Source organism: Massilia sp., assembly GCF_031995545.1.
Taxonomy (GTDB): Bacteria; Pseudomonadota; Gammaproteobacteria; order Burkholderiales; family Burkholderiaceae_D; genus Telluria.
This window is the reverse complement of record NZ_DAMAGA010000004.1, coordinates 143,271-167,240: the sequence shown is the minus strand read 5'-3', so window position 1 is coordinate 167,240 and position 23,970 is coordinate 143,271. Positions and strand designations below refer to the sequence as shown.

Genomic DNA, 23,970 nt, shown 5'->3' with positions numbered 1-23,970 from the left:
GCGCAGCGCGCGGCCACGCGTGCTGTTTCGTCCATTGGAACCACGATGACACAAGCAAGCAGCGCCACCAGGCGCTTTTCCCTGAACACTCTGACCGCCTGCGTCGGCCTTGCGCTGCCGTTCCTGGCCCAGGCCCAGTCCACCGAAGCCGGCACCACCGATATGCCGCAGGTCCAGGTCCAGGCCCAGAAGATGAACGACGTCGGCTCGTACACCATCGGCCGCACCCGCACCGCGACCCCGCTCGACATGTCGCAGCGCGACACCCCGCAATCGGTCTCGGTCATCACCCAGCAGCGCATCGAAGACCAGCACCTCTTGACCATCACCGACGTCGCCAACAACGTCACCGGCGTCTCGGTCAACCAGTACGAAACCCATCGCGGCGCGTTCACCTCGCGTGGCTTCGACATCACCAACCTGCAGATCGATAACATCCCGACCACCTGGGACGCGGCCTGGAGCGCCGGCGAAGTGCTCGGCAGCCTGGCCCTGTACGACCGGGTCGAAGTGGTGCGCGGCGCCACCGGCCTGATGACCGGCGCCGGTACTCCGTCGGCGGCGCTGAACCTGGTGCGCAAGCGCGCCTTCAGCAAGAAGCTGGCCGGCTCGGCCGAGGCCAGCGTCGGACGCTGGGATGCGCGCCGCGTGGCGGCCGACGTCTCGACGCCATTGAACGCCTCGGGCAGTGTGCGCGCGCGCGTGGTCGGCGAATACAGTGCCGGCGACAGCTGGGTCAAGTACCTGGAAAACAAGGACCGCACCTTGTACGCCACCATCGAAGCCGATATCGGCCTGGACGGCACCTTCGCGGCCGGCTTCAGCCGCCAGAAGATGAGTCCGCGCGGTTCGATGTGGGGCGGCCTGCCCTCGCGTTTCCGCGACGGCAGCTTCGCCAACTGGGACCGCTCGAAGACCACCGCCACCCCATGGGCGGGCTACGAAAATCAGTACGACAATTTCTTCGCCGATTACGAACACCGTTTCACCAATGGCTGGAACCTGCGCCTGACCTATACCGACGCCACCCGCGACGGCGACTCGCACCTGCTGTACCTGTCGGGTGTGCCGGTGCGCGCCACCGGCGCCGGGCTTGGCAGCTTCCTCGGATCGTACGTGATCCAGACCGCGCAGAAGGACATCGGCGTGCACGCCAGCGGCACCTTCGCATTGGCCGGCCGCGAGCACCAGGCCGCCTTCGGCTACCTGCATGCCAAGACCGATTTCCATGCCAACAACCGTCTCGGCAGCTACCCGAACGGCAGCCCCGTCGTTGCCGATTTCCGCAGCTGGGATCCGGCCAGCTTCACCGAACCGGCGTGGGGCCCGCAAAACCGCTACGAAACCGTCGACACCAAACAGGAAGGCCTGTACGGCATGGCGCGCTTCTCGCTCAGCGACCGCCTCAAGGCGATTGTCGGCGCGCGCGTGACCAATTATGAAAAGGCCGGCGGCCGGGTCGGCGGCGAACAGTACGTGCTGAAGTACGATCATGAAATCACCCCGTACGCGGGCCTGGTGTTCGACCTGGACGACACCTATTCGCTGTACGCCAGCCACACCAGCATCTTCCAGCCGCAGAACCGCAAGGACCTGGCCGGCGACCAGCTCGACCCGATCGAGGGCAAAGCGAGCGAAGCCGGGATCAAGGGCGAGTTCTTCGACCGCCGCGTGAATGCATCGCTGGCCGTGTTCCACCTTAAGCAGGACAATCTGGGCCAGGCCGACGGCAGGATCGACCGCGACGGCCCGACCGGCCCGCTGCTTGAAGAGACCTATTATCGCGCCGCCGATGGCGCCACCAGCAAGGGCATCGAGCTCGACGTATCGGGAGAAATCGCGTCGGGGCTGAACGCCAGCATCGGCTACGCGATCTTCCGCGCCAAGGATGCGGCCGGGGTCGACGTCAACTCGCTGTACCCGCGCAAGACGCTGCGCGCCTTCGCCAGCTATCGCCTGCCGGGCGCCTGGCGCAAGCTGACCGTGGGCGGCGGCGTCAACTGGCAGGGCAGCGTCTACACGGTCGACCGCACCGTGGCCGCCGGCCTCGACGGCCGTACCGAGCAGGAATCGTATGCGCTGGTCAACCTGATGGCGCGCTATGACTTTACCCGCCAGCTGTCGGCCCAGCTGAACGTCAGCAATGCGACCGACAAGACCAGCTTCGGGATGTCGGCCGGCTCCAATCAGATCACGTACAACGCGCCGCGCAATGCGACGCTGACGCTGCGTTACCGCTTCTGATCGATCACCAGGAAGCACCGGGGCGGCGCCGTGTCATCCGAAGCGGCGCCGCTTTTTTGTTCATGGATGAACAAGGCGTTCAGCGCTGCACCACGTCGACCGGTGTGTCCGGCAAGGTGCAGCTCTGCGCCACCGCCATCCCCTTCAGGAATGCCCGGCGCGCGGTACCCGCCGCAATGCAGGCGGTGACTTCGCGCGAGTGGCGCTCGGCGCCGCTCAGTTTGCGCACCCAGCCGCGGAACGGGATCAGGTCTTGCGCGGTGCGCTGCAGCGCGCCGACCGCGTGGTCCTGGGCCGCGCTCGAGGCCTTCCCCATCAGCGAGGTCCGTTTCTCGGAGACCGGCTTATCGAGGTCGGGGCCCAGCGCCACGTCAAGTTCCCGGACCTCAAGGCCGATCGCGACGCAATTCTGCTGCGCAGGAATCAGGTAGGGCTGCTGCTTGGCGCGTGCCAGGATGGCGGGAATGTCGGCCTTGGCGATGTTCAGGTCAGACAGCGGCGTGGTGGCGGCCGTGCCCATGCGGGAGGCAGTGTTCGAGGCGCAGGCGCCGAGCGTGCACGTTGCGGTCATGGCCAGGATAAGCGAGCGATAGGAAGACATGGTGGGGATCGAGGTTGGTTTCTGTTGGGCAACGACAGAACTCTACTGTTCGATTTCACGGCTGTCCATCGGAGAAGCTCGCCACACTGCATGTATATCGTCTGGATCAAATTCCGCGTTGCAAAACAGTCGTTCCGCCGGTCAGAACGACCTGTGCTCCTTTGGACACATTTCACTGACCCCGCCAGCTGTTATTGCCGAGCGGACGAATACTTGTTGACAGTGTCACCCCGGAAAAATACAGTTTCATTATAGAAGACTGCATTCCGCAAAGAGAAACAGCTTTTATGCATCCGGCTTGAAGCCTGGCATGACAACAATATTGGAGACAGCATCAGTGAAGAAACACATTCTCGCAGCCGCGGCGCTGTGCGCCTGCGCGTCGACCGCCTCCGCGCAGTCGGCGGTGACCATCTACGGCATCATCGATGCCGGCCTCACCAGCCTCGATAACGACGGTCCGCAGGGCCGCATGACCAAGGTCGATACCGGCCAGATGCAGGTGTCGCGCTGGGGCATCAAGGGGCAGGAAGACCTGGGCGGCGGCTACCGCGCACGCTTCGGCCTGGAAGGCACGCTGCTCAACGACACCGGCGGTGCCGGCGTCGGCTTCGGCACGCCGACCAGCACCAGCCTGTTCGACCGCGAAGCCACGGTCGGCATCTCGGGCGGCTTTGGCGCCATCGACATCGGGCGCCAGAACATCGTCGGCATCATGTCGGTCGGCATGGCCGATCCGCTCGGCCTGGGCTTCGCTTCCAGCAGCCCGAACGTCTTGTTCGCGGCGATGAACAACGCCGCCGTGTACGGCCCTTATGGCGCCAATAACGGCGGCACCGCGCTGCGCCAGAATAACTCGATCAAGTACACCTCGCCGGTGTTCAAGGGCTTGAGCTTCGCCGTGATGCGCGCCTTCGGCGAGCAGTCGGGCGATGCGCAGAAGAGCTCCTACCAGGGCGGCGCGGTGCTGTACAACACCGGCAAGCTGGCGGTGGCCGGTGCATACGCGCGCATGAAGAACAACACCAATACCGACCTGCTCACCTCGCACGCCTACGGCATCAAGTATGCCTTCCCGGCGGTGACGCTCAAGTCGACCTATTCGATGAACGAGTTGCGCAGCACCGGCCGCAAGATCGCGATCTTCGGCGCCGGCGCCGACGTGCCGGTGGCGCAGCAGTTCCTGGTCACGGCCGCGTACTACAATACCAAGCGCTCGGGCGATCTGGCGGACAACTCGCAGCAATACATCCTGATCGGCCGCTACCTGATGAGCAAACGCACCACCGGCTACGTCTCGATCGGCCGCGCCGTCACCGACGAGGTGGTGACGGCGGATCAGATCAACCTGGCCCAGAACTTCGTCGCGGTCGGCAGCGATTCGGCCAACCGCTTCACGATGGGCATCATGCACATGTTCTGATGCGTCGTCACTGCCCGGCCGTCTGGTGCCGGGCCGTGACCGATGCAGGAACACCAGACTTTCGACTATGACGACAAACGACAACGCACTTCCTGTACCACCCGGCTTCGAGCGCCTCAAGCGCGGCGGCCCCTACATGGCCAACCTGGGCGAGCTTTATTGCCGCCGCAACGACGGCGCAGGCGATGACAACATCGTGATCGCGATGCGCATCGACCAACGGCACACGAATATGCGCGGCATCGCCCATGGCGGCATGCTGGCCAGCCTGTCCGATTCTGCGCTCGGCATCGGCCTGACCCTGTATTGCGAAGGCAGGCACTCGTTCGTGACGGTCAACCTGAGTACCGATTTCGTCGATGCGGCGCGGCCCGGGGATTGGGTCGAGGCCCATGTCGACATCCAGAAGCTGGGCGGACGCATGGCGTTTGCCAACTGCTTCCTGCAGGTCGGCGAACGCCGCATCCTGAGGGCGAGCGGCGTGTTCGCGGTGATGAACGCGCTCAGTCCCGAGCAGCTGGCGGCGGGTTACTGAACCTCAGCTTTCGAGCCGCCGCGCGATCTCGATCAGGCGCGGCCGCACCTGCTCCAGCAGGAATTCCTTCGACACGCTCGACGACGGCCCGCCGCAGTTGATCGACATGAGCTGGCTGCCGCCGATCGGCATGAAGCCGACCGCGATGCCGTTGACATCCTTCTGCCAGTCGCCGAACGAGGTCGTGCAGCCATACTGCTCGTAGTCGCGCAGCCCCTGGTCGAGGCCCGCGCGCATGGTGTCGAACGCCGTCTCGTCCAGCTCCAGCGCGCGGCTCAGGATATCCTTGCGTTCCTGTTCCGAGGCGCGGGCCAGGTAGGCGCGGCCGATGGCGGAAGTCGCGAGCGGCATGCGCGAGCCGACCTGCAAGGCCAGCGCCAGCGCCGCGCTGCTGCGGCAGACTTCCACATAGATCATCGACAGCCGGTCGCGCATCGCGATCGACACCGTGGTGCCGGAGAATTCGGCCAGGTCCTGCATCATCGGCCGCGCCAGCTGGCGGATGTCGAGCCGCGCCAGCATGGCGCTGCCCAGGCCGAGCGTGGCGGTACCGAGCATGTAGCGGCCGCCGCTTTCCTGGGCCAGGTAGCCGAGCGTGGTGAGCGTATAGGTGATGCGGGTGACGGTGGACTTGGGCAGGCCGCAGCGTTCGGCGATCTGCTGGTTGGTCAGGCCCTTGTCGGCCGAGCGGAAGCAGGCCAGCACGTCGAGGCCGCGCGCCAGCGCCGTGATGTAGTAGCGGTCTTCCGCGCCGCGCGGCGCGTCGGCACTGTCCAGCAGCTCGTCTTGGTTGGTGCGGGTGGTGGCGCTGGCAGGCATGGTTCGGAACCCATAGAGAATTATTCTCGTTCCATTCTAAACCAGTTTATTTCACACTGCAAAACAGCTGAGCTGAGCGACCCACGGTCGCTCATTCTGCGTTTAGAGCACGCCGCGTTCTTTCAGAGCCGCCAGCTTGTCTTTCGACAGCCCCAGCAGATTCTGCAGCACGTCTTCGGTACCTTCGCCCAGGCATGGCGGCGCGCTGCGCACGGGCAGCCGTTCGCCATCGAAGCGGTACGGCGACGCCAGCACCGGCACACTGCCCACCTCGGGATGCGGCATGTCCTTCACCAGGCCACCGTCGACGGCGCGCTGCGAGGTCAGCGCCTCATGCAGTCCCGCCACTTCTCCACACGGAATGCCGACGCGGCTCATGGCGTCCAGCAGATCCTTGCGCTTACGCCGCGCCAGTTCGCGCTTGATCTCGGGCATCAGCTCGTCGCGGTGGGCGGTGCGGGTCAGGTTGGTCTTGAAGCGCTCGTCGGCGGCGATGTCGGGCCGGTCGATGACGTCGGTGCAGAAGCGGACGAACTGGCCGTTGTTGCCGACCGCGACCACCAGCGGACCGTCGGCCGCCTCGTACACGCCATACGGCATGATCGACGGGTGGGCGTTGCCGAAGCGCGGCGGGTCGTTCCCGCGCAGCAGCGCTTCCAGGCCGTAGTAGGCGGTGATCATCAGGCCGCAGTCGAACAGCGCCATGCCGATGTGGCGGCCCTTGCCGGTCTTTTCGCGCTCGTACAGCGCGGCCAGCACGCCCTGCGCCGCGTACATGCCGGTCATCATGTCGACCGCAGCGACGCCGAATTTCAAAGGCGGCTGGGTCGGTTCGCCGTTCAGTGCCATCAGGCCGGATTCGCCCTGGATCACCAGGTCGTAGCCGGGCCGCGCCGCTTCCGGACCGGTGCGGTCGTAGCCGGTGATCGAGCAGAAGATCAGCTCGGGCTGCTCCTGTTTCAGGTCGTCGTAGCCCAGGCCGAGGCGCTCGATGTCGCCGAACTTGAAGTTCTGGATCACGACGTCGCTCTTGCGAATCAGTTCGCGCGCGATCTCCTTGCCTTCTGGCGTCTTCAGGTCGAGGCACACGGAACGCTTGTTGCGGTTCACGCTGTTGAAGTAGGCGGTCTCGGTGGAGCCGACGCGCATGCCCCAGTCGCGCGTGTCGTCGCCCCGCTCGGGGTGCTCCACCTTGATCACTTCGGCGCCCAGGTCGCCCAGCACCATGGCGCACCACGGACCGGCCAGCACGCGCGACAGGTCCAGGACCCGCACACCGGCCAGCGGCAAAGCAGATTTGTCAGTCAACATAACACTCCAGATACCCGGCGTCTCCAAGGGGGAACCGGAAAAACTTTATTCTTGTCGTTGCCCGGCGCTCGATTGGCGCAGCGCCGTGAAATCAGGTGCGCGCTTGGCGAAGAAGGCCTTGATGCCTTCCTGCGCCTCGTCGCCGCCCTGCGATTGCACCATCAGCTCCGCTTCCAGGTCGAGCTGTTCGTCCAGACCGGCGGCGCCGGCATTCTCGCACAGACGCTTGATGCGGGCGTTGGCATTCGCCGGGCCGTCGGCCACGCGCGCTGCCAGCGCCAGTGCTTCCGTCAATGCCTGCCCGGGTTCACTCAGCCGGTTGACGGCGCCCAGCTGGTGCAGGCGCTCGGCCGGCAAGCGCTCGCCCAGCAGGCACAATTCGGTCAACAGCTGGCGCGACAGGAAGCGCGACAAGAAAGCGGTCGCTCCGCCGTCCGGACTCAGGCCGACTTTTACATAGGCCATCGAGAAGAACGCGCCCCTAGCAGCCACCAGCATGTCGCAGGCCAGCGCCAGCGACATGCCGGCGCCGGCGGCTCCGCCCTCCACCGCAGCGATGACCGGCTTGGGGCAGGCGCGGATCGAGCGCACCAGGTCGTGCAGGCGCTCGACCTTGGCGCGCCGTCCTTCCGGCCGCAGCTCGCGCCGCGTGGCCAGCTGGCGCAGGTCGCCGCCGGCGCAGAAGAAGTCGCCGTCGCCGGTCAGGACGATGGCGCCGATCGCCGGGTCGCGCGCCGCTTCCTCGAGCGCAGCCGGCAGCGCGTCGTACAGCGCCGGCGTGATGGCGTTGCGCGCCGCGTGGTTGCTGTTGACGAGGATGCGGACCGCGCCTTCGCTGCGGACCAGGAGCCCGGGCTCGCTCATGCCGCCGCCGCTTCCAGCTGGCGTCCGAGCGCGATGTAGCGTTCCAGGTGATGGTCTTCGTCGCCCAGCTGATGGTCGATCATCACCAGGCGCTTGGCGAAGTGCGCCATCGGCAGTTCCCAGGTCATGCCGATACCGCCGTGCAGCTGGATGCATTCTTCCGCCACCAGCGTGCCGATGCGGCCGATGCTGTACTTGGCGCTCGACAGCGCGCGCTCGCGCGTCATACGGTCCGCATCCAGGCTGGACGCGGCATTGATCACCGCCGAGCGGGCCTGCTCGATCTCGAGCAGCAGGTCGGCCATGCGGTGCTGCAGCGCCTGGAAGCTGCCGATCGGGACGCCGAACTGCTTGCGGGTACGCAGGTAGTCGAGTGTCGCTTCCTTGGCCGCTTCCATCGCGCCCAGCGCTTCGGCGCACAGGGCCAGGATGCCGCGGCCGACGGCGCGTTCCAGCACCGGATAGCCTTGGCCTTCGGCGCCCAGCAGCGCGCCGGCGTCGAGACGGATACTGTTAAAAGTCAGCTCGCCCACGCGGCCACCGTCCATGGTCGGGGTGCCGACGACCGACAGGCCGGCCGCATCAGCAGGGACCAGGAACAGCGAGATGCCGCTTTCGTCGCCGATCGCGCCCGAAGTACGGGCCGAGACGACGAACACTTGCGCGTGTTCGGCGTTGAGCACCACGGCTTTGGCGCCGTCGAGCACCCAGCCGTCGCCGTCGCGGCGTGCGGCCGTGGCCACGCGCGGCAGCTCATAGTGGGTATTCGGTTCGTCGTGCGCGAACGAAGCGACGATGCTGGCTTCCGCGATCTGGCCCAGCACTGCCTTCTGTTCGTCGCTGCCGGCCGCCGAAATCGCTTCCGCCGCCAGCACCGCGCTGCCCAGCAGCGGCTCGATCACCAGGCCACGGCCCAGCGCCTCGAAGACCACGGCGATGTCGAAACCGGCGCCGCCGAAGCCGCCGTCTTCTTCGCGCAGCAGCGCGCCCACCACGCCCAGCTCGGCGAACTGCTGCCACTTTTCCGGCGAGAATCCCTGGCTCGAGGCGGCAACGTGGTTACGCTTCTCGATGCCATACTGTTCGGCGATGAAGCGGTTCAGGCTATCGGCCAGCATGCGCCGTTCTTCGGTATGTTCGAAGTTCATGTCCTTGTCCTTACAGTCCGAGGATCATCTTGGAGATGATGTTCTTCTGGATCTCGTTCGAGCCGCCGAAGATCGACAGCTTGCGGTTGTTGAAGTACTGCGCCGAGGCGGCCGCCGCGAAGTCGTGGCCGAAGCTCGGGCCTTCGTAAGCAGCATCGAGCATGTCCTGGCTGAATGGGCGCGCATACACGCCCATCGCGCGCCGGGTCAGGGCGTTGATCTCCTGGCGGATTTCGGTGCCGCGGATCTTCAGCATCGAGCTCTCCGCGCCCGGCACACCGCCGCCGGCCACCGCCGCGATCACGCGCAGGTTGGTGGTCTTCATGTTCTCGAGGTCGATCTCGACCTTCGCCAGGCGGCGCGCGAAGCTCGGGTCCTCGCTAAGGGGCTTGCCGTTGCGGGTCTGCTCCTGCGCGATGCGCTTCAGGCGCGCCAGTGCCGCCACCGAGAAGCCGACGCCGGCGATGTTGGTGCGCTCGTAGGTCAGCAGATACTTGGCGCAGGTCCAGCCGCGGTTTTCCTGGCCCACCAGGTTTTCGGCCGGCACGCGCACGTCGGTGAAGAACACCTCGTTGACTTCGTGCTCGCCGTCGAGCAGCGTGATCGGGCGCACATCGACGCCCGGCGAATTCATGTCCACCAGCAGGAAGCTGATGCCTTCCTGCTTCTTGGCGTCACGGTCGGTGCGCACCAGGCAGAAGATCATGTTGGCGTGCTGGCCGAGCGTGGTCCAGGTTTTCTGGCCGTTGACGATGTAGTGCTCGCCGTCGGCGTCGACGCCCTTCACCGCGCTGCACTTGACGGCGGCCAGGTCGGAACCGGCGCCCGGTTCCGAGTAGCCCTGGCACCACCAGTCGGAGCCGTCCAGGATGCGCGGCAGCCAGTACTGTTTCTGCGCCTCGTTGCCGTACTTGATCAGCACCGGTCCCAGCATGTTGACGCCGAACGGCACTATGCGCGGCGAATTCGCCAGCGCGCACTCGTTCTCAAAGATGAACTTCTCGATCGCAGTCCAGCCCGGGCCGCCGTATTCTTCCGGCCAGTGGTTGGCCAGCCAGCCACGCTCGTTCAGGATCGCGTGCCAGCGCTCCATGTCCTGTTTCGAGAGATGCTTGCCGTTGGCGACCTTGCTTGACAATTCCTTCGGCAGTTTCTCGGCCAGGAAGGCACGGACCTCGTCGCGGAAGCGTTCTTCTTCAGGGGTGAAATTCAGATCCATGACTATCCTTTAGAAAATCTCGAACAGGCCCGCGGCGCCCATGCCGCCGGCGACGCACATCGTGACTACCGCATACTTGGCGCCACGACGGCGGCCTTCCAGCAGGATGTGGCCGGCCAGGCGCGCGCCGGTCATGCCAAACGGGTGGCCGATCGAGATCGCGCCGCCGTTGACGTTCAGGCGCTCGTCGGGGATGCCGAGGCGCTGCTGGCAGTAGATCGCCTGCGAGGCGAAGGCTTCGTTCAGTTCCCACAGGTCGATGTCGTCCACCGTCAGGCCAAAGCGCTTGAGCAGCTTCGGCACCGCGAACACCGGACCGATGCCCATCTCGTCCGGCTCGCAGCCGGCCACCGCCAGGCCGCGGAAGGCGCCGAGCGGAGTCAGACCAAGGCGCTCGGCCTCTTTCGCTTCCATCATCACGCAGGCCGAGGCGCCATCCGACAGCTGCGACGCATTGCCGGCGGTGACGAATTTACCTTCGCCCATCACCGGCGCCAGCTTGGCCAGGCCTTCGTAGGTGGTGCCGCGGCGGTTGCAGTTGTCTTCATCCACCGTCACTTCGCGCTTGGTGACTTCCTTGGTTTCCTTGTCGGTCACCGCCATGGTCGTGGTGCAGGCCACGATTTCGTCCTTGTAGCGGCCGGCCAGCTGCGCCGCTTCGGTCTTGCGCTGCGATTCGGCCGAGAAGCGGTCCTGCGCTTCGCGGCTGATGCTGTAGCGCGCAGCGACGATGTCGGCGGTGTCGATCATCGGCAGGTACAGCTCGGGTTTGTTTTCCAGCATCCACGGATCGATGTCGGCGTTGGCATTGTCGCGGCTGCGGATGTGCGAGATGCTTTCCACACCGCCGGCGATGACAGCCGGCGCGCCGCCGACGATGATCTGGCCGGCGCCGATGGCGATCGCCTGCAGGCCGGAGGCGCAGAAGCGGTTAACAGTGGTGCCGGCAATCGAAATCGGCAGGCCGGCGCGGATCACGGTCTGGCGCGCGATATTGCGGCCGGTCGTGCCTTCCGGATAACCGCAGCCGAGGATCGCATCCTCGATCAGCTCGGGGTCGATGCCGGAACGCTCGACCGCGGCGCGTACTGCGAACGCGGCCAGTTGGGCGCCGGGAGTGATGTTGAATTCGCCGCGGTGCGCCTTGGTCAGGGGCGTACGCGCGGTTGAAACGATGACTGCTTCGCGCATGGCGAGTCTCCAGTTCTGCTTTTAATCGTATTGGCGTTTATTTGTTCAGGCTTGCGAAGTCGGCGCCCTTGTCGACCAACTCCACCAGCAGCGGCGACGGCTGCCAGAAGATCGGATCTTCCTTGGCGAATTCGCGGATGTCGGCCAGGATCTTGGGCAGGCCGACCGTATCGGCGTACTTCATCGGGCCGCCGCGATAGCGCGGGAAGCCGTAGCCGTGCACGAAGGTGACATCGACGTCGAGCGGACGTAGCGCGATCTTCTGGTGCACCACGTTGGCGCCTTCGTTGATCATCGCGGCCAGGTAGCGGCGCACGATCTCGTCGTCGCTGAAGGTTCGTGGCGTCACACCGGCGCGGGCGCGTTCGGCATCGATGATCGCTTCGACCTCCGGGTCCGGCGTGCCGACGCGGGCGCCGTCCGGATACAGATAGTAGCCACGGCCGGTCTTCTGGCCAAACCAGCCGCGTTCGCACAGGCGGTCGGCGATCTGCACGTAGCGCGCACGTGGGTCGCGTGTGGCTGCGCGGCGCTTGCGGGTAGCCCAGCCAATGTCGCCGCCGGCCAGGTCCGAGACCTGGAATGGGCCCATCGGATAGCCGAAGTCGCGCAGCGCCTTGTCGATCTGGTACGGAGATGCACCGTCTTCCATCATCGCGTGCGCGGCCTGGCCGTACACCGCCAGGATACGGTTGCCGATGAAGCCGTCGCACACGCCGGCGCGCACCGGCACCTTGCGCAGCTTCTTGGCAAGCTCGAAGGCGGTGGCGACGACGTCGGCCGAGACCTTTGCCGGCACCACGATCTCGAGCAGCTTCATGATGTTCGCCGGCGAGAAGAAGTGCAGGCCGACCACGTCTTGCGGACGCGAGATGCCCGCCGCGATCTGGTCGATGTCGAGGTACGAGGTGTTCGTTGCCAGCACGGCGCCAGGCTTGCAGACCCGGTCCAGCTCCGCGAACACCGCGTGTTTTACGCCCATCTCCTCGAACACGGCTTCGATCACCAGGTCGACCTGCGCCAGCGAATCATAAGAGGTGCTGCCGCTCCAGCGCGCCATTACGGCGTCCTTCGCTTCCGGCTTGATGCGGCCCTTGGCCACCAGGCCGTCGTAGACCTTCTCGACGTTTCTGCGGCCTCGCGCCAGCGCTTCGTCGTCGCGCTCGATCATCGTCACCGGCAGGCCGGCGTCCAGCACCGCCACCGCGATGCCGGCACCCATGGTGCCGCCGCCAACGATGCCGACACTGCCGATCGGACGCGGTTTCGCATCGCGCGTTTCCGGCGCCTTGGCCGTCTCGCGTTCGGCGAAGAATGCGTGTACCAGACCGGCGCGCTGCGGGCTGTCCAGGCACTCCATGAACAGCTTGCGTTCCAGCGCCTGGCCCTCGTCGAACGGCAGCTCGACGGCGCCCTGCACCGCTTCCACGATCTTCAGGGGCGAAAACAGGCCGCGCGATTTCTTGGCCGTCTCGGTACGGGCGGCTTCAATGGCGGCCTTCTGCGCTTCGGCATCCGCCAGCGCGGTCGCATCGCGGGTGCGGCGCACCCGGGCGCCGGCCTGCAGCAGTTCACGGGTATAGGCCAGGCCGGCTTCGACTGGGTCGTCGCCTTCCACCAGGCGATCGACCAGTCCCAGTTTGGCCGCTTCGGCGGCGCCTGCGTGACGGCCGCTGAGCATCAGGTCGAGCGCGGCCTGGGCGCCGATCAGGCGCGGGGTACGCTGGGTGCCGCCGGCGCCCGGCAGCAGGCCAAGCTGCACTTCCGGCAGACCGAGTTTCGCGGCCGGCAGTGCAAGGCGATAGTGGGCGCTGAGCGCGATCTCCAGACCTCCGCCCAGCGCGGCGCCGTGGATCGCGACGACCACCGGCTTGGTGCAGGCTTCGATGCGGTTGCAGACGTCCGGCAGGAATGGCGTCAGCGGCGGCTTGCCGAATTCGCGGATGTCGGCGCCGCCGATGAAAGTCTTGCCGCTGCCGGTCAGCAGCACTGCCTCGACGGCGGCGTTGCTGTCGGCGGCTTTGATGGCTTCCACCAGGGCGCGGCGCACGTCGACGCCGAGGGCGTTGACGGGAGGGTTATCGATGGTGACCACGAGAATGTCGCCGTGCATGCTGCGGGCGACCGGGGCGGTTGCGCCGGTTTCCATGAACCTGTCTCCTTGTTTTATGATGTGAACACAGCGTTGGTTCGCTATGCGAAATTGCGTTTTGCATTTTGTTGTGTGGTCAACGATAACCCATTTTTGACGAGAATGTAAACGCCCTGCCGCAAGCGATTTTGCGGGAGAAATCGAAAAATCCGGCTATTCGCACAGCGAAACACGGCGTTTTCATAGCAATGTAAATATCATTCGTTTCGCACTGCGAACGACCATTTCACAAAAACAGTTGACACCTGAGTTTTCGGTATGTGAATATCCGCTCAGACCCAGCCAAAGATGCTGAGCATTGGAGACAAGAATGGACCCGATCCAGTCACTCGAACACCCCCTGCAGGACGAGCCGCGTAGCGATGCGGCAGCCGATTCCGCTGCACCGCTGGAAGACGATGACGCCGGCGGCAAAGACCGCCAGTTCGTCACCGCCCTGGCGCGCGGCCTGGAAATCCTGCGCTGCTTCCGCCCCGGCGAGGCTTATCTCACCAACAGCGAGATGGCCAAGCGCACCGGCATGCCGAAGCCCACGATTTCGCGCCTGACCTATACGCTGACCAAGCTCGGTTACCTCACATTTTCGCCTGACCAGGGCCGCTACCAGCTCGGCGCGCCGGTGCTGGCGCTCGGCTACACCCTGCTCGCCAACCTCGACGTGCGCAAACTCGCGCGTCCCGCGATGCAGGAACTGGCCGAATACGCCCAGTGCAGCGTGGCGATCGGCATCCGCGATCGCCTGCACATGGTGTATGTCGAAGCCTGCCGCGGCAGCGCGGCGGTGACGCTGCGGCGCGATGCCGGTTCGCGCATTCCACTGGCCACCACGGCGATGGGCAAGGCCTATCTATGCGGCCTGCCGCAAACCGACCGCGATTTTTTGATGGACCATATCCGCCTGACCGCGGACACCCACTGGCCCAAGATCAAGGCCGACATCGAGCAAGGATTCAAGGATTACCAGGACCGCGGCTTCGTTCTGTCGTCGGGCCTGTGGGACGCCAACATCAGCGCGGTCGGCGTGCCGCTGATCGATCCCGACATCGCCAAGACGATGGCGTTCAACTGCGGCGGCCCGGCCTTCCTGCTGCCGCAGGAAAAACTGGTCGAGGACCTGGGTCCGCGGCTGGTGCAGCTGGTGCGTAACGTGGAAATGAGCATGGGCCGCCATATCAGTTAACGGCGACCCCGTAGTACCCGGCTATTCGAACTGCAGCGCCGCACACCTTCATGTGCGCGGCGAGGCCCTCGGCTTGCCGTCGATATTTCAAAAACCCGAGACTTTCGAGAAAAAGGTGGAGACAATGAGCAAGGCAAAAAAACTGGTTCTCGCAATGCTGGCCGCAGGCATGGCCGGCAGCATCAACCTGGCCAGCGCCGAAGAGCTGCTGGTCGGCGTGCAGATTCCCCTGACCGGCCCGCTGGCGCGCGTCGGCATGGGCACCCAGGAAGGCATCCGCGTGGCGGCCGAAGTGTTCAACAAGACCAACGGCAAGCACACCATCAAGCTGGTCACCGTCGACGACGAGTCGGCGCCGGCCAAGGCGGTGGCCGCGGTCGAGAAGCTGGCCAGCCAGAACGTGGTCGCGATCACCGGCGGCTACGCCTCCAACAACATTTCGCCGGCGTCTGACGCGGCGGGCAAGCTGGGGCTGGCCTATGTGACTTCGGGCGGCGTCGACGACGGCCTGGTGAAGGCCGGCCGCAAGAACTTCTTCCGTATTAATAATACCCAGGGCTACCAGAAGGCCCTGGTCGGCCTGCTGTCGGACCTGAACGTCAAGTCGATCTCGATCATCTATTCGACCAAGGACGCCACCCACGGCCTGGCCGCCGACGTCGAGAAGACCCTGAAGGCCAAGGGCGTGAAGGTGGCGATGCACGCCTTCGATCCGCTGATCACCGACTTCAAGCCGATCCTGAACAAGGTCAAGCTGCGCGACCGCTCGGAATTCATCGCCATGGTCGGCTACGAAAACGAATACGTCGGCATCCTGCGCGCCGCGCGCGTGCTCAAACCGAACGTCAAAGGCATCGCCGGCGTGTGGTCGCTGGCCACGCCCAAGATGCAGGCCGACTTCCCGGACCTGATGCCGAACGTGTACGGCACCGCGGTGCTGCCGTTCCCGGTGCAGTTCTCGACCGAAGAAGGCAAGGTCTTCGCCGACGGCTACAAGAAGCTGCTGAACAAGGATCCTGACTACCTGGGCCAGTTCGGCTACGTCCAGTCGATGCTGCTGTTCGAAGCGATCGCACGCGCCGCCGACAAGGGCACGCTCAAGAAAGGCGGCGTAATCGAAGAGATGCGCAAGACCGACCGCCAGACCCTGATCGGCCGCGTGCAGTTCGACGCCAACGGCGACAACAAGAATTTCACCCAGCGCATGGGCCAGCACCAGGGCAAGAAGGTCGAACTGGTATGGCCGAAGGAAGCGGCGACCGCCAAGCCGGTGTATCCGGGCGTGCCTTGGTAAGCCGATACAAGTAAGGCAGGCCACGCGGGCAGGATCCCCCTGCCCGCCAGAATTCGATGGGATGCAAAGACTATGGACTTGATATTACAAGCCGTCTATTCCGGGTTGTTGCAGGGCGGCTCCTACGCCCTGATCGCTTTGGGACTGGCGCTGGTGTTCGGCGCCATGAAAGTGATCAACCTGGCGCACGGCGAACTGGTGTTGTTGGCGGCGTATATCGCCTACACCGTGGAATCGAAACTCGGCTGGAATCCCGTGATGGCGATTCCGGTCGCGGTGATCATCGTGACGATCACCTCGGCGCTGCTGTACTTCCTGGTCGGCCAGGTCAAGACGCACCGCGAAATCAATTCGCTGACCCTGACCTTCGGCGTCGGCGTGATCCTGACCAATGTGGTCCTGATGATCTGGAGCGCCGACGTGCGCACTACCAGCTCGCCGTGGATGCAGGAAGCGTTCATCCTGGGCGAACTGTATAGCATGCGCAGCGAAGTGCTGTTCTTCGTCGTCAGCATCGTGCTGATCGTGGCGCTGTGGTGGTGGCTGTCGCGCAGCTGGTATGGCCGCGCCGTGCGCGCCGTCTCCAGCAACCGCGACGCGGCCAAGCTGATGGGCATTAACCCGGGCCGCACCGAGCTGGTGTCGTTCATCGTGGCCGGCCTGCTGGCCGCCTTCGCCGGCGTTGCCCTGTTCAGCTATGGCGTGGTGACCCCGGCCTACGGCAGCGTGCTGACCGTGAAAGCCTTCATCATCACCGTGCTGGCCGGCCTGGGTTCGATCCCCGGCGTCCTGATCGGCGCGGTCCTGCTCGGCATCGCCGAATCGCTGACCATCACGCTGTTCAGCTCTGCGCTGCAGGAGCTGGCCGGGATGGGACTGTTCCTGCTGGTGCTGTTCGTCATGCCGAATGGCTTGTTCGGTGCTTCACGGAGGCGCGGATGAAATTCAATATCACCCTGGTCGCCACCCTGCTGGCGACGTATATCCTGGTCCCGCTGCTGCTGGGCGGCGACAGCTACGTGATGAGCCTCATCATCGCGTCCCTGATCATCGGCGGCATCGCACTGTCGTGGGCGCTGCTCGGTAACCTGGGCGGCATGGTCAGCTTCGGCCACGCGGCGTTCTTCGGCGTCGGCGCCTACACCTCGGCGGTGCTGACGATGCAGTACAACGTGCCGGTGTTCATCGGCCTGGTGCTGGGCGGTGTCGGCGCGGTACTGTCCGCGATCCTGATGCTGCCGGTGCTGCGCCTGCGCGGGCCCTACTTCGCCCTCGCCATCCTGGCCTATGCCCACATCTTCCGCATCGTCGCTACCGAATGGACGTCGGTCACCAACGGCGCCGGCGGCATCGCCAGCATTCCGTCGCTGCCGACCGTGTTTGGCTATGAGTTCAGCAGCCGTACCGGCAACTACCTGGTGATCCTGACGATGGTGCTGCTGTTCGCCTGGATCTACGACATCATCCGCCGCAGCCCGCACGGCCTGGCGCTGCGCGCGATGCACGACAGCGAAGACGCTACCCGCGTGGTGGGCGTGAACAACACCCTGCTCAAAGGCCTGATGCTCCTGGTCTCGGCCTTCATGTGCGGTGCGGTGGGCGCCTTCAACGCCCACTACATCAACTTCCTCGAGCCGGATTACGCCTTCAGCGCGCTGTGGGTGACGATCCCGATCGTGGCCGCGATCTTCGGCGGCTACCGCACCATCACCGGTCCGCTCATCGGCGCCGTGGTGGTGTACCTGGTCGACCAGCTGTTCATCAAGAACATCATGCCGACCGGTCACCAGATGATTCTCGGCGTGGTGCTGGTCGTGATGATCATCGCCAGCCCGGACGGCCTGCTCGGCCTCCTGCGGAAATTCATGAGGAAAAAAGATGCTGCAGCTTGAAAACGTCACCGTCCGCTTCGGCGGCCTCACGGCGGTCAACGATGTCACGCTGTCGGTCGGCACGGGTGACCTGGTCGGCCTGGTCGGCGCCAATGGCGCCGGCAAGACCACGCTGTTCAACGCGATCTCGGGCCTGGTGCGCCCGACCGCAGGACGCATCGTGTTCAACGGCACCGACGTGCTGAAGGCGCCGATGTACCAGCGTGCCCGCATGGGCATCGGCCGCACCTTCCAGATTCCGCAGCCGATGCACGAGCTGACCGTACGCCAGAACCTGGAAGTGGCGCAGCGCTTCGGTACCGGGGCCGTCGACAAGCGCCGCATCGACGAGATCCTGGAATTCACCAGCCTGGCGGCCAAGGCCGGGCGCGATGCGTCGACCGGCCTGGCGCTGACCGAACTGAAGGCGCTGGAAGTGGCGAAAGCGCTGTCCACCAATCCCAAGCTGCTGCTGCTCGATGAAGTGCTGGCCGGTCTGGAAACCAACGGCAAGCGCAACTTCATGAACATGCTGAAGGACCTGCATGCCAGGTTCGCGGTCGGGATTTTGATCATCGAGCACGATATCGAGACCATCAGCAATCTGTGCCAGCGGGTGGCGGTGCTGAACTTCGGGCAGAAGATCGCCGAAGGCACGCCGACCGAGGTATTCACCAACCCGGAAGTCATCAAGAGCTACACCGGAGGCGAGGTCGATCATGCTTGAGATTCAGAATGTACGCGCCGGCTATGGCGCAATCAACGTGCTGTGGGACCTGTCGCTCAGTGTCCAGCAAGGCAAGCTGACCACCATCATCGGCCAGAACGGCGCCGGCAAAACCACCCTGCTGCGCGCCATGATGGGCCTGATCCCGGTGTCGCAGGGTTCGATCACGCTGGACGGCAAGCCGCTGAACGGCACGCCGACCTGGGACATGAACAAGGTGTCGATGGCGATGATCCCGGAAGGCCGCATGGTATTTCGCGACATGACCGTCGAAGAGAACCTGATGATGGGCGCGTTCGCGCCGCAGCACCGGGCCGGCGCCGCGCGCAACCTGGAGAAGTCGTACGAGATGTTCCCGCGCCTGCGCGAACGTCGCAAGCAGCTGGCCGGTTCGCTCTCGGGCGGCGAAGCGCAGATGCTGGCGATGGCGCGCGGTTTGATGAGCGACCCGAAGGTCCTGATCATCGACGAGCCGTCGCTGGGCCTGGCGCCGGTGATGGTCAACGAACTGTTTTCCATCCTGGCGCGTCTGAAGGAAGATGGCCGCACCATGATCCTGGTCGAGCAGAACACGCATCGCGCGGTGGGCGTGGCCGACCACGTGTACCTGATGCAAAGCGGTAAAGTGGTGCTGTCGCAGGCGGCCAACGAGGTCAGTCTCGACCACCTGCACAAGCTGTACTTTGCGCGTTGATTCCGGAGTTTGCATAAATGAGTTTGATTGAAGAATACGGTCCGCGCGAGTCGATGGAGTATGACGTCGTCGTCGTTGGCGGCGGTCCTGCCGGCCTGTCGGCTGCGATCCGGCTGAAGCAGCTGGCGCTTGAGCAGAACCGCGAAGTGTCGGTCTGCGTGCTGGAAAAAGGCGGCGAACTGGGCGCGCACATCCTGTCCGGCGCGGTGATGGATCCGCGCGCGATAACCGAGCTGTTCCCGGACTGGAAAGAAAAAGGCGCGCCGCTGAATACCCCGGTCACCGAAGACCGCGTACTGTTCCTGACTGAGACCAAGTCGTACGCGACGCCTTCGTTTGCGGTGCCGAAGGCACTGACCAACCACGGCAACTACATCGTGTCGCTGGCGAACGTGGTGCGCTGGCTGGGCCAGCAGGCCGAGGCCCTGGGCGTGGAAATCTTCCCCGGCTTCCCAGCCGCCGAAGTGCTGTACAACGAAGACGGTTCCGTCAAGGGCGTCGCCACCGGCAATATGGGCGTCAAGCGCGACGGCGAACCGGGTCCGGACTTCCAGCTCGGCATGGAGCTGCACGCCAAGTACACCTTCTTCGCCGAAGGCGCGCGCGGCCACCTGGGCCGCCAGCTGATGGCGAAATACGATCTGCAAAAGGACTGCGATCCGCAGACCTACGGCATTGGCATCAAGGAATTGTGGGAGATCGACCCGGCCAAGCACCAGCCAGGCCTGGTGATCCATACCGCCGGCTGGCCGCTCGACAATGACGTCTATGGTGGCTCGTTCCTGTATCACCTGGAGAACAACCAGGTGGCGGTGGGCTACGTGGTCGGCCTGTCGTACCAGAACCCGTATCTGTCGCCGTACGAGGAATTCCAGCGTTATAAAACCCACCCGGCGATCCGCGGCTTCTTCGAAGGCGGCAAGCGCATCTCGTATGGCGCGCGTGCGATCGCTTCGGGCGGCCTGCAATCGCTGCCGAAGACCGTGTTTCCGGGCGGCTGCCTGATCGGCTGCGAGGCCGGCTTCCTGAACACGTCCCGCATCAAGGGCAGCCACGGCGCGATCAAGACCGGCATGCTGGCCGCCGAGGCAGCTTTCGCGGCGCTGGACGCGGACCGTCAGGGCGATGAGCTGACGGCGTATCCGGAAGCATTCAAAAGCTCGTGGCTGCACGAGGAACTGTACATCGCGCGCAACTTCAAGCCGTGGATGAGCAAGGGCCTGGTACTGGGCACGATCATGACCGGCATCGACCAGATCGTCTTCCGCGGCAAGGCGCCTTGGACGCTGCACCACAAGCACGCCGACCACGAATGTCTGAAGCCTGCCTCGCACTTCAAGCCGATCGTGTATCCAAAGCCGGATGGCAAACTGACCTTCGACAAGCTGTCGTCGGTGTTCATCTCGAACACCAACCACGGCGAAGACCAGCCGGTGCACCTGACCTTGAAAAACCCGAGCGTGCCGGTCGAAGTCAACCTGGCCAAGTTCGCCGGTCCCGAGCAACGCTACTGCCCGGCCGGGGTGTACGAATACGTGAAGAGCGACGAGGGCCGCGACCGGCTGCAGATCAACGCCCAGAACTGCGTCCACTGCAAGACCTGCGACATCAAGGACCCGACCCAGAACATCGTCTGGGTCACGCCGGAAGGCGGCGGCGGGCCGAATTACCCGAACATGTAAGCCGCTCCTGATACCACCATTTTTATAACGAGACCATCATGACCTCCAAAAAAGCCGCTTTCCACTGGGACGATCCGCTGCTGCTGAACAGCCAGCTAACTGACGAAGAACGCATGGTGCGCGAGGCCGCCGCTGCCTACTGCCAGGACAAGCTGCAGCCGCGCATCCTGGAAGCGTTCCGCCACGAAGCCATGGACACCTCGATCTTCCGCGAGATGGGCGAACTGGGCCTGCTCGGACCGACCATCCCGGAACAATACGGCGGCCCGGCCCTGAACTACGTCGCCTACGGCCTGATCGCGCGCGAAGTCGAACGCGTCGACTCGGGCTACCGCTCGATGATGAGCGTGCAGTCGTCGCTGGTGATGGTGCCGATCTACGAATTCGGCAACGAAGAAACGCGCCAGAAATACCTGCCCAAGCTGGCCACCGGCGAATGGATCGGCTGCTTCGGCCTGACCGAACCGAACCACGGCTCCGACCCGGCCTCGATGGTGACGCGCGCGCGCAAGGTCGACGGCGGCTACTCGCTCACCGGCTCGAAAATGTGGATCACCAACTCGCCGGTCGCCGACGTGTTCGTGGTCTGGGCCAAGGACGACGAAGGCGCGATCCGCGGCTTCGTGCTGGAAAAAGGCTGGAAGGGCTTGTCGGCCCCGGCAATCCACGGCAAGTTCGGCCTGCGCTCGTCGGTCACCGGCGAAATCGTGATGGACAATGTGTTCTGCCCGGAAGAAAACGCCTTCCCGGAAGTGCGCGGCCTGAAAGGCCCGTTCACCTGCCTGAACTCGGCCCGCTACGGCATCGCCTGGGGTGCGCTCGGTGCGGCCGAAGACTGCTGGCACACCGCGCGCCAGTACACGATCGACCGCCAGCAGTTCGGTAAACCCTTGGCCGCGAACCAACTGGTGCAGAAGAAGCTGGCCGACATGCAGACCGAAATCACGCTCGGCCTGCAGGGCTGCCTGCGCCTGGGCCGCATGAAGGACGAAGGCACGGCGGCAGTGGAAATCACCTCGATCATGAAGCGCAACTCGTGCGGCAAGGCGCTCGACATCGCCCGCGTTGCACGTGACATGCTGGGTGGTAACGGCATCTCGGACGAATTCGGCATCATCCGCCACATGGTCAACCTCGAGGTGGTCAACACCTATGAAGGCACGCACGACATCCACGCCCTGATCCTGGGCCGTGCCCAGACCGGCATCGCCGCCTTCTAAGCTCGACAATTTGCCGCAAAGCCCGTCTTTACGGGCGCGCTTTCGCGGCAGCCGTGCGCGGGTTTCCGATGAGCGTCCTACAATGGACGCCTTTGTTCAGCTATCGGGAGATTCGACATGACACGCACGGCACTTATCGCAGGCATCACCGGCATCGGCGGCAACCACGTCGCGCGCGAACTGCTTGCCAATGGCTGGAACGTGGTCGGCCTGTCGCGCCGTCCTCCGCAAGACCTGCCCGGCGTACGCCACGTCGCCGCCGACCTGCTCGACGCCGCCGCACTCAAAACCGCGCTGGCCGACGTCAAGCCGACCCACGTCTTCATCACCACCTGGATGCGCCAGGATACCGAAGCCGAAAACATCCGCGTCAACGCCGCCCTGGTGCGTAACCTGCTGGACGCGCTGTCGCCGCACAAGACCGTGCGCCACGTGGCGCTGGTCACGGGCCTGAAGCATTACCTGGGACCGTTCGAAGCCTACGCCAGCTCCGGCACCCTACCCGACACCCCGCTGCGCGAATCGCAGCCACGCCTGCCGCTCGAGAATTTCTATTACGCGCAGGAAGACGAAGTCTACGCCGCCGCCAAACGTGACCGCTTCACCTGGACCATCCACCGTCCGCACACCATCATCGGCCAGGCGGTCGGCAACGCCATGAACCTGGGGACCACGCTGGCAGTGTATGCCACGATCTGCAAGGAGACCGGCCGGCCGTTCCAGTTCCCTGGCTCGGCCGCACAATGGAACGGCCTGTCTGACGTGACCGATGCGCGCATGCTGGCCAGGCAGCTGGTCTGGGCCGCCGACACCGACGCGGCGTGCAACGAAGCCTTCAACATCGTCAACGGCGACGTGTTCCGCTGGAGCTGGCTGTGGCCGAAACTGGCGGCCTACTTCGGCGTCGAAGCGGCGGGCTTCAACGGCACCATCCAGCCATTGGAAGCGGCGATGGCGAACGACCACGCGCTGTGGCAGCAGATCGCGCAAAAGCACGGCCTGGTGGAAGCCGACCTGGATCGCCTGGCATCGGCATGGCACACCGACCTCGATCTGGGCCGTCCGCTGGAAGTCATGACCGACATGGCAAACAGCCGCCGCCTGGGCTTTACCGCCTACCAGGCGACTGACGATTCGTTCTTCGACCTGTTCGCGCGCCTGCGCGCCGAGCGCCTGATCCCGTAAGCGCTCGAGCCGGCCCGGGCCCGGCTTGCACGGGCTGCCGTAAATGGTGCGACAATCCACCCCGATATCGATGACACATCAAGGGGTGGACACCATGCACACATCTTCCGGCGGCGGCACGCTCGTGCGCCTGACCATCCGTGAATTCAGCGACGATCTGGCGCACCACTTCCATGACATCAACGCCGAGTGGATCACGGAGATGTTCGCACTCGAAGAGACCGACAAGGAAGTGCTGCGCAATCCGCGCACGCGCATCATCGAGCCGGGCGGCGCCATCCTGTTCGTGGAAGCCGAAGGACTCGGCATTGTCGGCACCTGCGCGCTGCAGCATACCGGCGGCAACGGCTTCGAACTGACCAAGATGGGCGTGCGCGCCGACGCGCGTGGCTTGAAGGCCGGCGAATTCCTGCTCGACGCGATGATCCGCCGCGCCGCCGAACTGGGCGCCGATCCGCTCTACCTGCTCAGCAACGCCAAATGCGCCGCTGCCATCCACCTGTACGAAAAGGCGGGCTTCAAGCACGACGCCGACATCATGGCGCGCTACGGCGCCCGCTATGAAAGGTGCAACGTGGCGATGCGCTACCGGATCGAGCGCAGCGCCTGA

At 64.8% G+C, this 23,970-nt stretch carries 21 protein-coding genes; 13 read left to right on the top strand and 8 right to left on the bottom strand.

Annotation, left to right across the window (positions count from 1 at the left end):
- Window positions 1–45 precede the first annotated feature (45 nt).
- Window positions 46–2,244, top strand: coding sequence for a TonB-dependent siderophore receptor (locus RTQ83_RS05420; RefSeq protein WP_312511849.1), 2,199 nt, complete (start codon window positions 46–48; stop codon window positions 2,242–2,244).
- Window positions 2,245–2,323: 79 nt separating this feature from the next.
- Here the strand turns inward: RTQ83_RS05420 and RTQ83_RS05415 are convergent, their stop codons facing one another.
- A complete protein-coding gene (locus RTQ83_RS05415) occupies window positions 2,324–2,845 on the bottom strand; it encodes a hypothetical protein (protein WP_312511847.1) in 522 nt (173 codons plus the stop codon).
- Window positions 2,846–3,182: 337 nt separating this feature from the next.
- Here RTQ83_RS05415 and RTQ83_RS05410 point away from each other — a divergent pair, with 337 nt between their 5' ends.
- A complete protein-coding gene (locus RTQ83_RS05410; protein WP_312511846.1) occupies window positions 3,183–4,268 on the top strand; it encodes a porin in 1,086 nt (361 codons plus the stop codon).
- Window positions 4,269–4,335: 67 nt separating this feature from the next.
- On the top strand, window positions 4,336–4,803 hold the full coding sequence (locus RTQ83_RS05405) for a PaaI family thioesterase (RefSeq protein WP_312511844.1): 468 nt from the start codon (window positions 4,336–4,338) through the stop codon (window positions 4,801–4,803).
- A 3-nt stretch (window positions 4,804–4,806) separates the two neighbouring features.
- On the opposite strand, the gene RTQ83_RS05400 is transcribed toward RTQ83_RS05405, so the two are convergent.
- The 7 genes from RTQ83_RS05400 to RTQ83_RS05370 form a co-directional block, all read right to left on the bottom strand.
- Window positions 4,807–5,622, bottom strand: coding sequence for an IclR family transcriptional regulator (locus tag RTQ83_RS05400; protein WP_312511842.1), 816 nt, complete (start codon window positions 5,620–5,622; stop codon window positions 4,807–4,809).
- Window positions 5,623–5,724: 102 nt separating this feature from the next.
- Window positions 5,725–6,933 (bottom strand): CoA transferase, encoded by a 1,209-nt coding sequence (locus RTQ83_RS05395; RefSeq protein WP_312511839.1) that lies wholly within the window; start codon window positions 6,931–6,933, stop codon window positions 5,725–5,727.
- A gap of 45 nt (window positions 6,934–6,978) precedes the next feature.
- Entirely contained in the window at window positions 6,979–7,797 is an 819-nt protein-coding gene (locus RTQ83_RS05390; protein ID WP_312511836.1) for an oxepin-CoA hydrolase, alternative type, read from the bottom strand.
- Window positions 7,794–8,945: an acyl-CoA dehydrogenase family protein gene (locus RTQ83_RS05385; RefSeq protein WP_312511833.1), complete on the bottom strand. Its 1,152-nt coding sequence runs from the start codon at window positions 8,943–8,945 to the stop codon at window positions 7,794–7,796. The genes RTQ83_RS05390 and RTQ83_RS05385 overlap by 4 nt, the downstream gene beginning before the upstream one ends.
- A 10-nt stretch (window positions 8,946–8,955) precedes the next feature.
- Entirely contained in the window at window positions 8,956–10,164 is a 1,209-nt protein-coding gene (locus RTQ83_RS05380) for an acyl-CoA dehydrogenase family protein (RefSeq protein WP_312511830.1), read from the bottom strand.
- Window positions 10,165–10,173: 9 nt separating this feature from the next.
- A complete protein-coding gene (locus RTQ83_RS05375) occupies window positions 10,174–11,355 on the bottom strand; it encodes an acetyl-CoA C-acyltransferase (RefSeq protein WP_312511828.1) in 1,182 nt (393 codons plus the stop codon).
- A 37-nt stretch (window positions 11,356–11,392) separates the two neighbouring features.
- A complete protein-coding gene (locus RTQ83_RS05370; protein ID WP_312511826.1) occupies window positions 11,393–13,504 on the bottom strand; it encodes a 3-hydroxyacyl-CoA dehydrogenase NAD-binding domain-containing protein in 2,112 nt (703 codons plus the stop codon).
- Window positions 13,505–13,817: 313 nt separating this feature from the next.
- On the opposite strand from RTQ83_RS05370, the gene RTQ83_RS05365 reads away from it, so the two are divergent.
- The 10 genes from RTQ83_RS05365 to RTQ83_RS05320 all read left to right on the top strand — a co-directional run bounded on the left by RTQ83_RS05365 (window position 13,818) and on the right by RTQ83_RS05320 (window position 23,970).
- Window positions 13,818–14,687 (top strand): IclR family transcriptional regulator, encoded by an 870-nt coding sequence (locus RTQ83_RS05365; protein WP_312511824.1) that lies wholly within the window; start codon window positions 13,818–13,820, stop codon window positions 14,685–14,687.
- 124 nt (window positions 14,688–14,811) lie between these two features.
- Window positions 14,812–15,981, top strand: coding sequence for an ABC transporter substrate-binding protein (locus RTQ83_RS05360; protein WP_312511822.1), 1,170 nt, complete (start codon window positions 14,812–14,814; stop codon window positions 15,979–15,981).
- Window positions 15,982–16,053: 72 nt separating this feature from the next.
- Complete coding sequence (locus RTQ83_RS05355) at window positions 16,054–16,923, top strand: branched-chain amino acid ABC transporter permease (protein ID WP_312511820.1); 870 nt, start codon at window positions 16,054–16,056, stop codon at window positions 16,921–16,923.
- Entirely contained in the window at window positions 16,920–17,873 is a 954-nt protein-coding gene (locus tag RTQ83_RS05350; protein WP_312511818.1) for a branched-chain amino acid ABC transporter permease, read from the top strand. Before RTQ83_RS05355 ends, RTQ83_RS05350 begins: the two co-directional genes overlap by 4 nt.
- Entirely contained in the window at window positions 17,860–18,579 is a 720-nt protein-coding gene (locus RTQ83_RS05345; RefSeq protein ID WP_312511816.1) for an ABC transporter ATP-binding protein, read from the top strand. The genes RTQ83_RS05350 and RTQ83_RS05345 overlap by 14 nt, the downstream gene beginning before the upstream one ends.
- The gene (locus tag RTQ83_RS05340; protein ID WP_312511814.1) at window positions 18,572–19,273 is read left to right on the top strand and encodes an ABC transporter ATP-binding protein; all 702 of its coding nucleotides are present in this window, start codon (window positions 18,572–18,574) and stop codon (window positions 19,271–19,273) included. Before RTQ83_RS05345 ends, RTQ83_RS05340 begins: the two co-directional genes overlap by 8 nt.
- A gap of 53 nt (window positions 19,274–19,326) precedes the next feature.
- Complete coding sequence (locus tag RTQ83_RS05335; protein WP_312511928.1) at window positions 19,327–20,955, top strand: electron transfer flavoprotein-ubiquinone oxidoreductase; 1,629 nt, start codon at window positions 19,327–19,329, stop codon at window positions 20,953–20,955.
- A gap of 38 nt (window positions 20,956–20,993) precedes the next feature.
- Window positions 20,994–22,175 (top strand): acyl-CoA dehydrogenase, encoded by a 1,182-nt coding sequence (locus RTQ83_RS05330; RefSeq protein WP_312511811.1) that lies wholly within the window; start codon window positions 20,994–20,996, stop codon window positions 22,173–22,175.
- A 117-nt stretch (window positions 22,176–22,292) separates the two neighbouring features.
- Window positions 22,293–23,360 carry an SDR family oxidoreductase gene (locus RTQ83_RS05325; RefSeq protein ID WP_312511809.1) on the top strand — a complete coding sequence of 356 codons (1,068 nt, stop codon included), beginning with the start codon at window positions 22,293–22,295 and terminating at the stop codon, window positions 23,358–23,360.
- Window positions 23,361–23,454: 94 nt separating this feature from the next.
- A complete protein-coding gene (locus RTQ83_RS05320) occupies window positions 23,455–23,970 on the top strand; it encodes a GNAT family N-acetyltransferase (RefSeq protein WP_312511806.1) in 516 nt (171 codons plus the stop codon).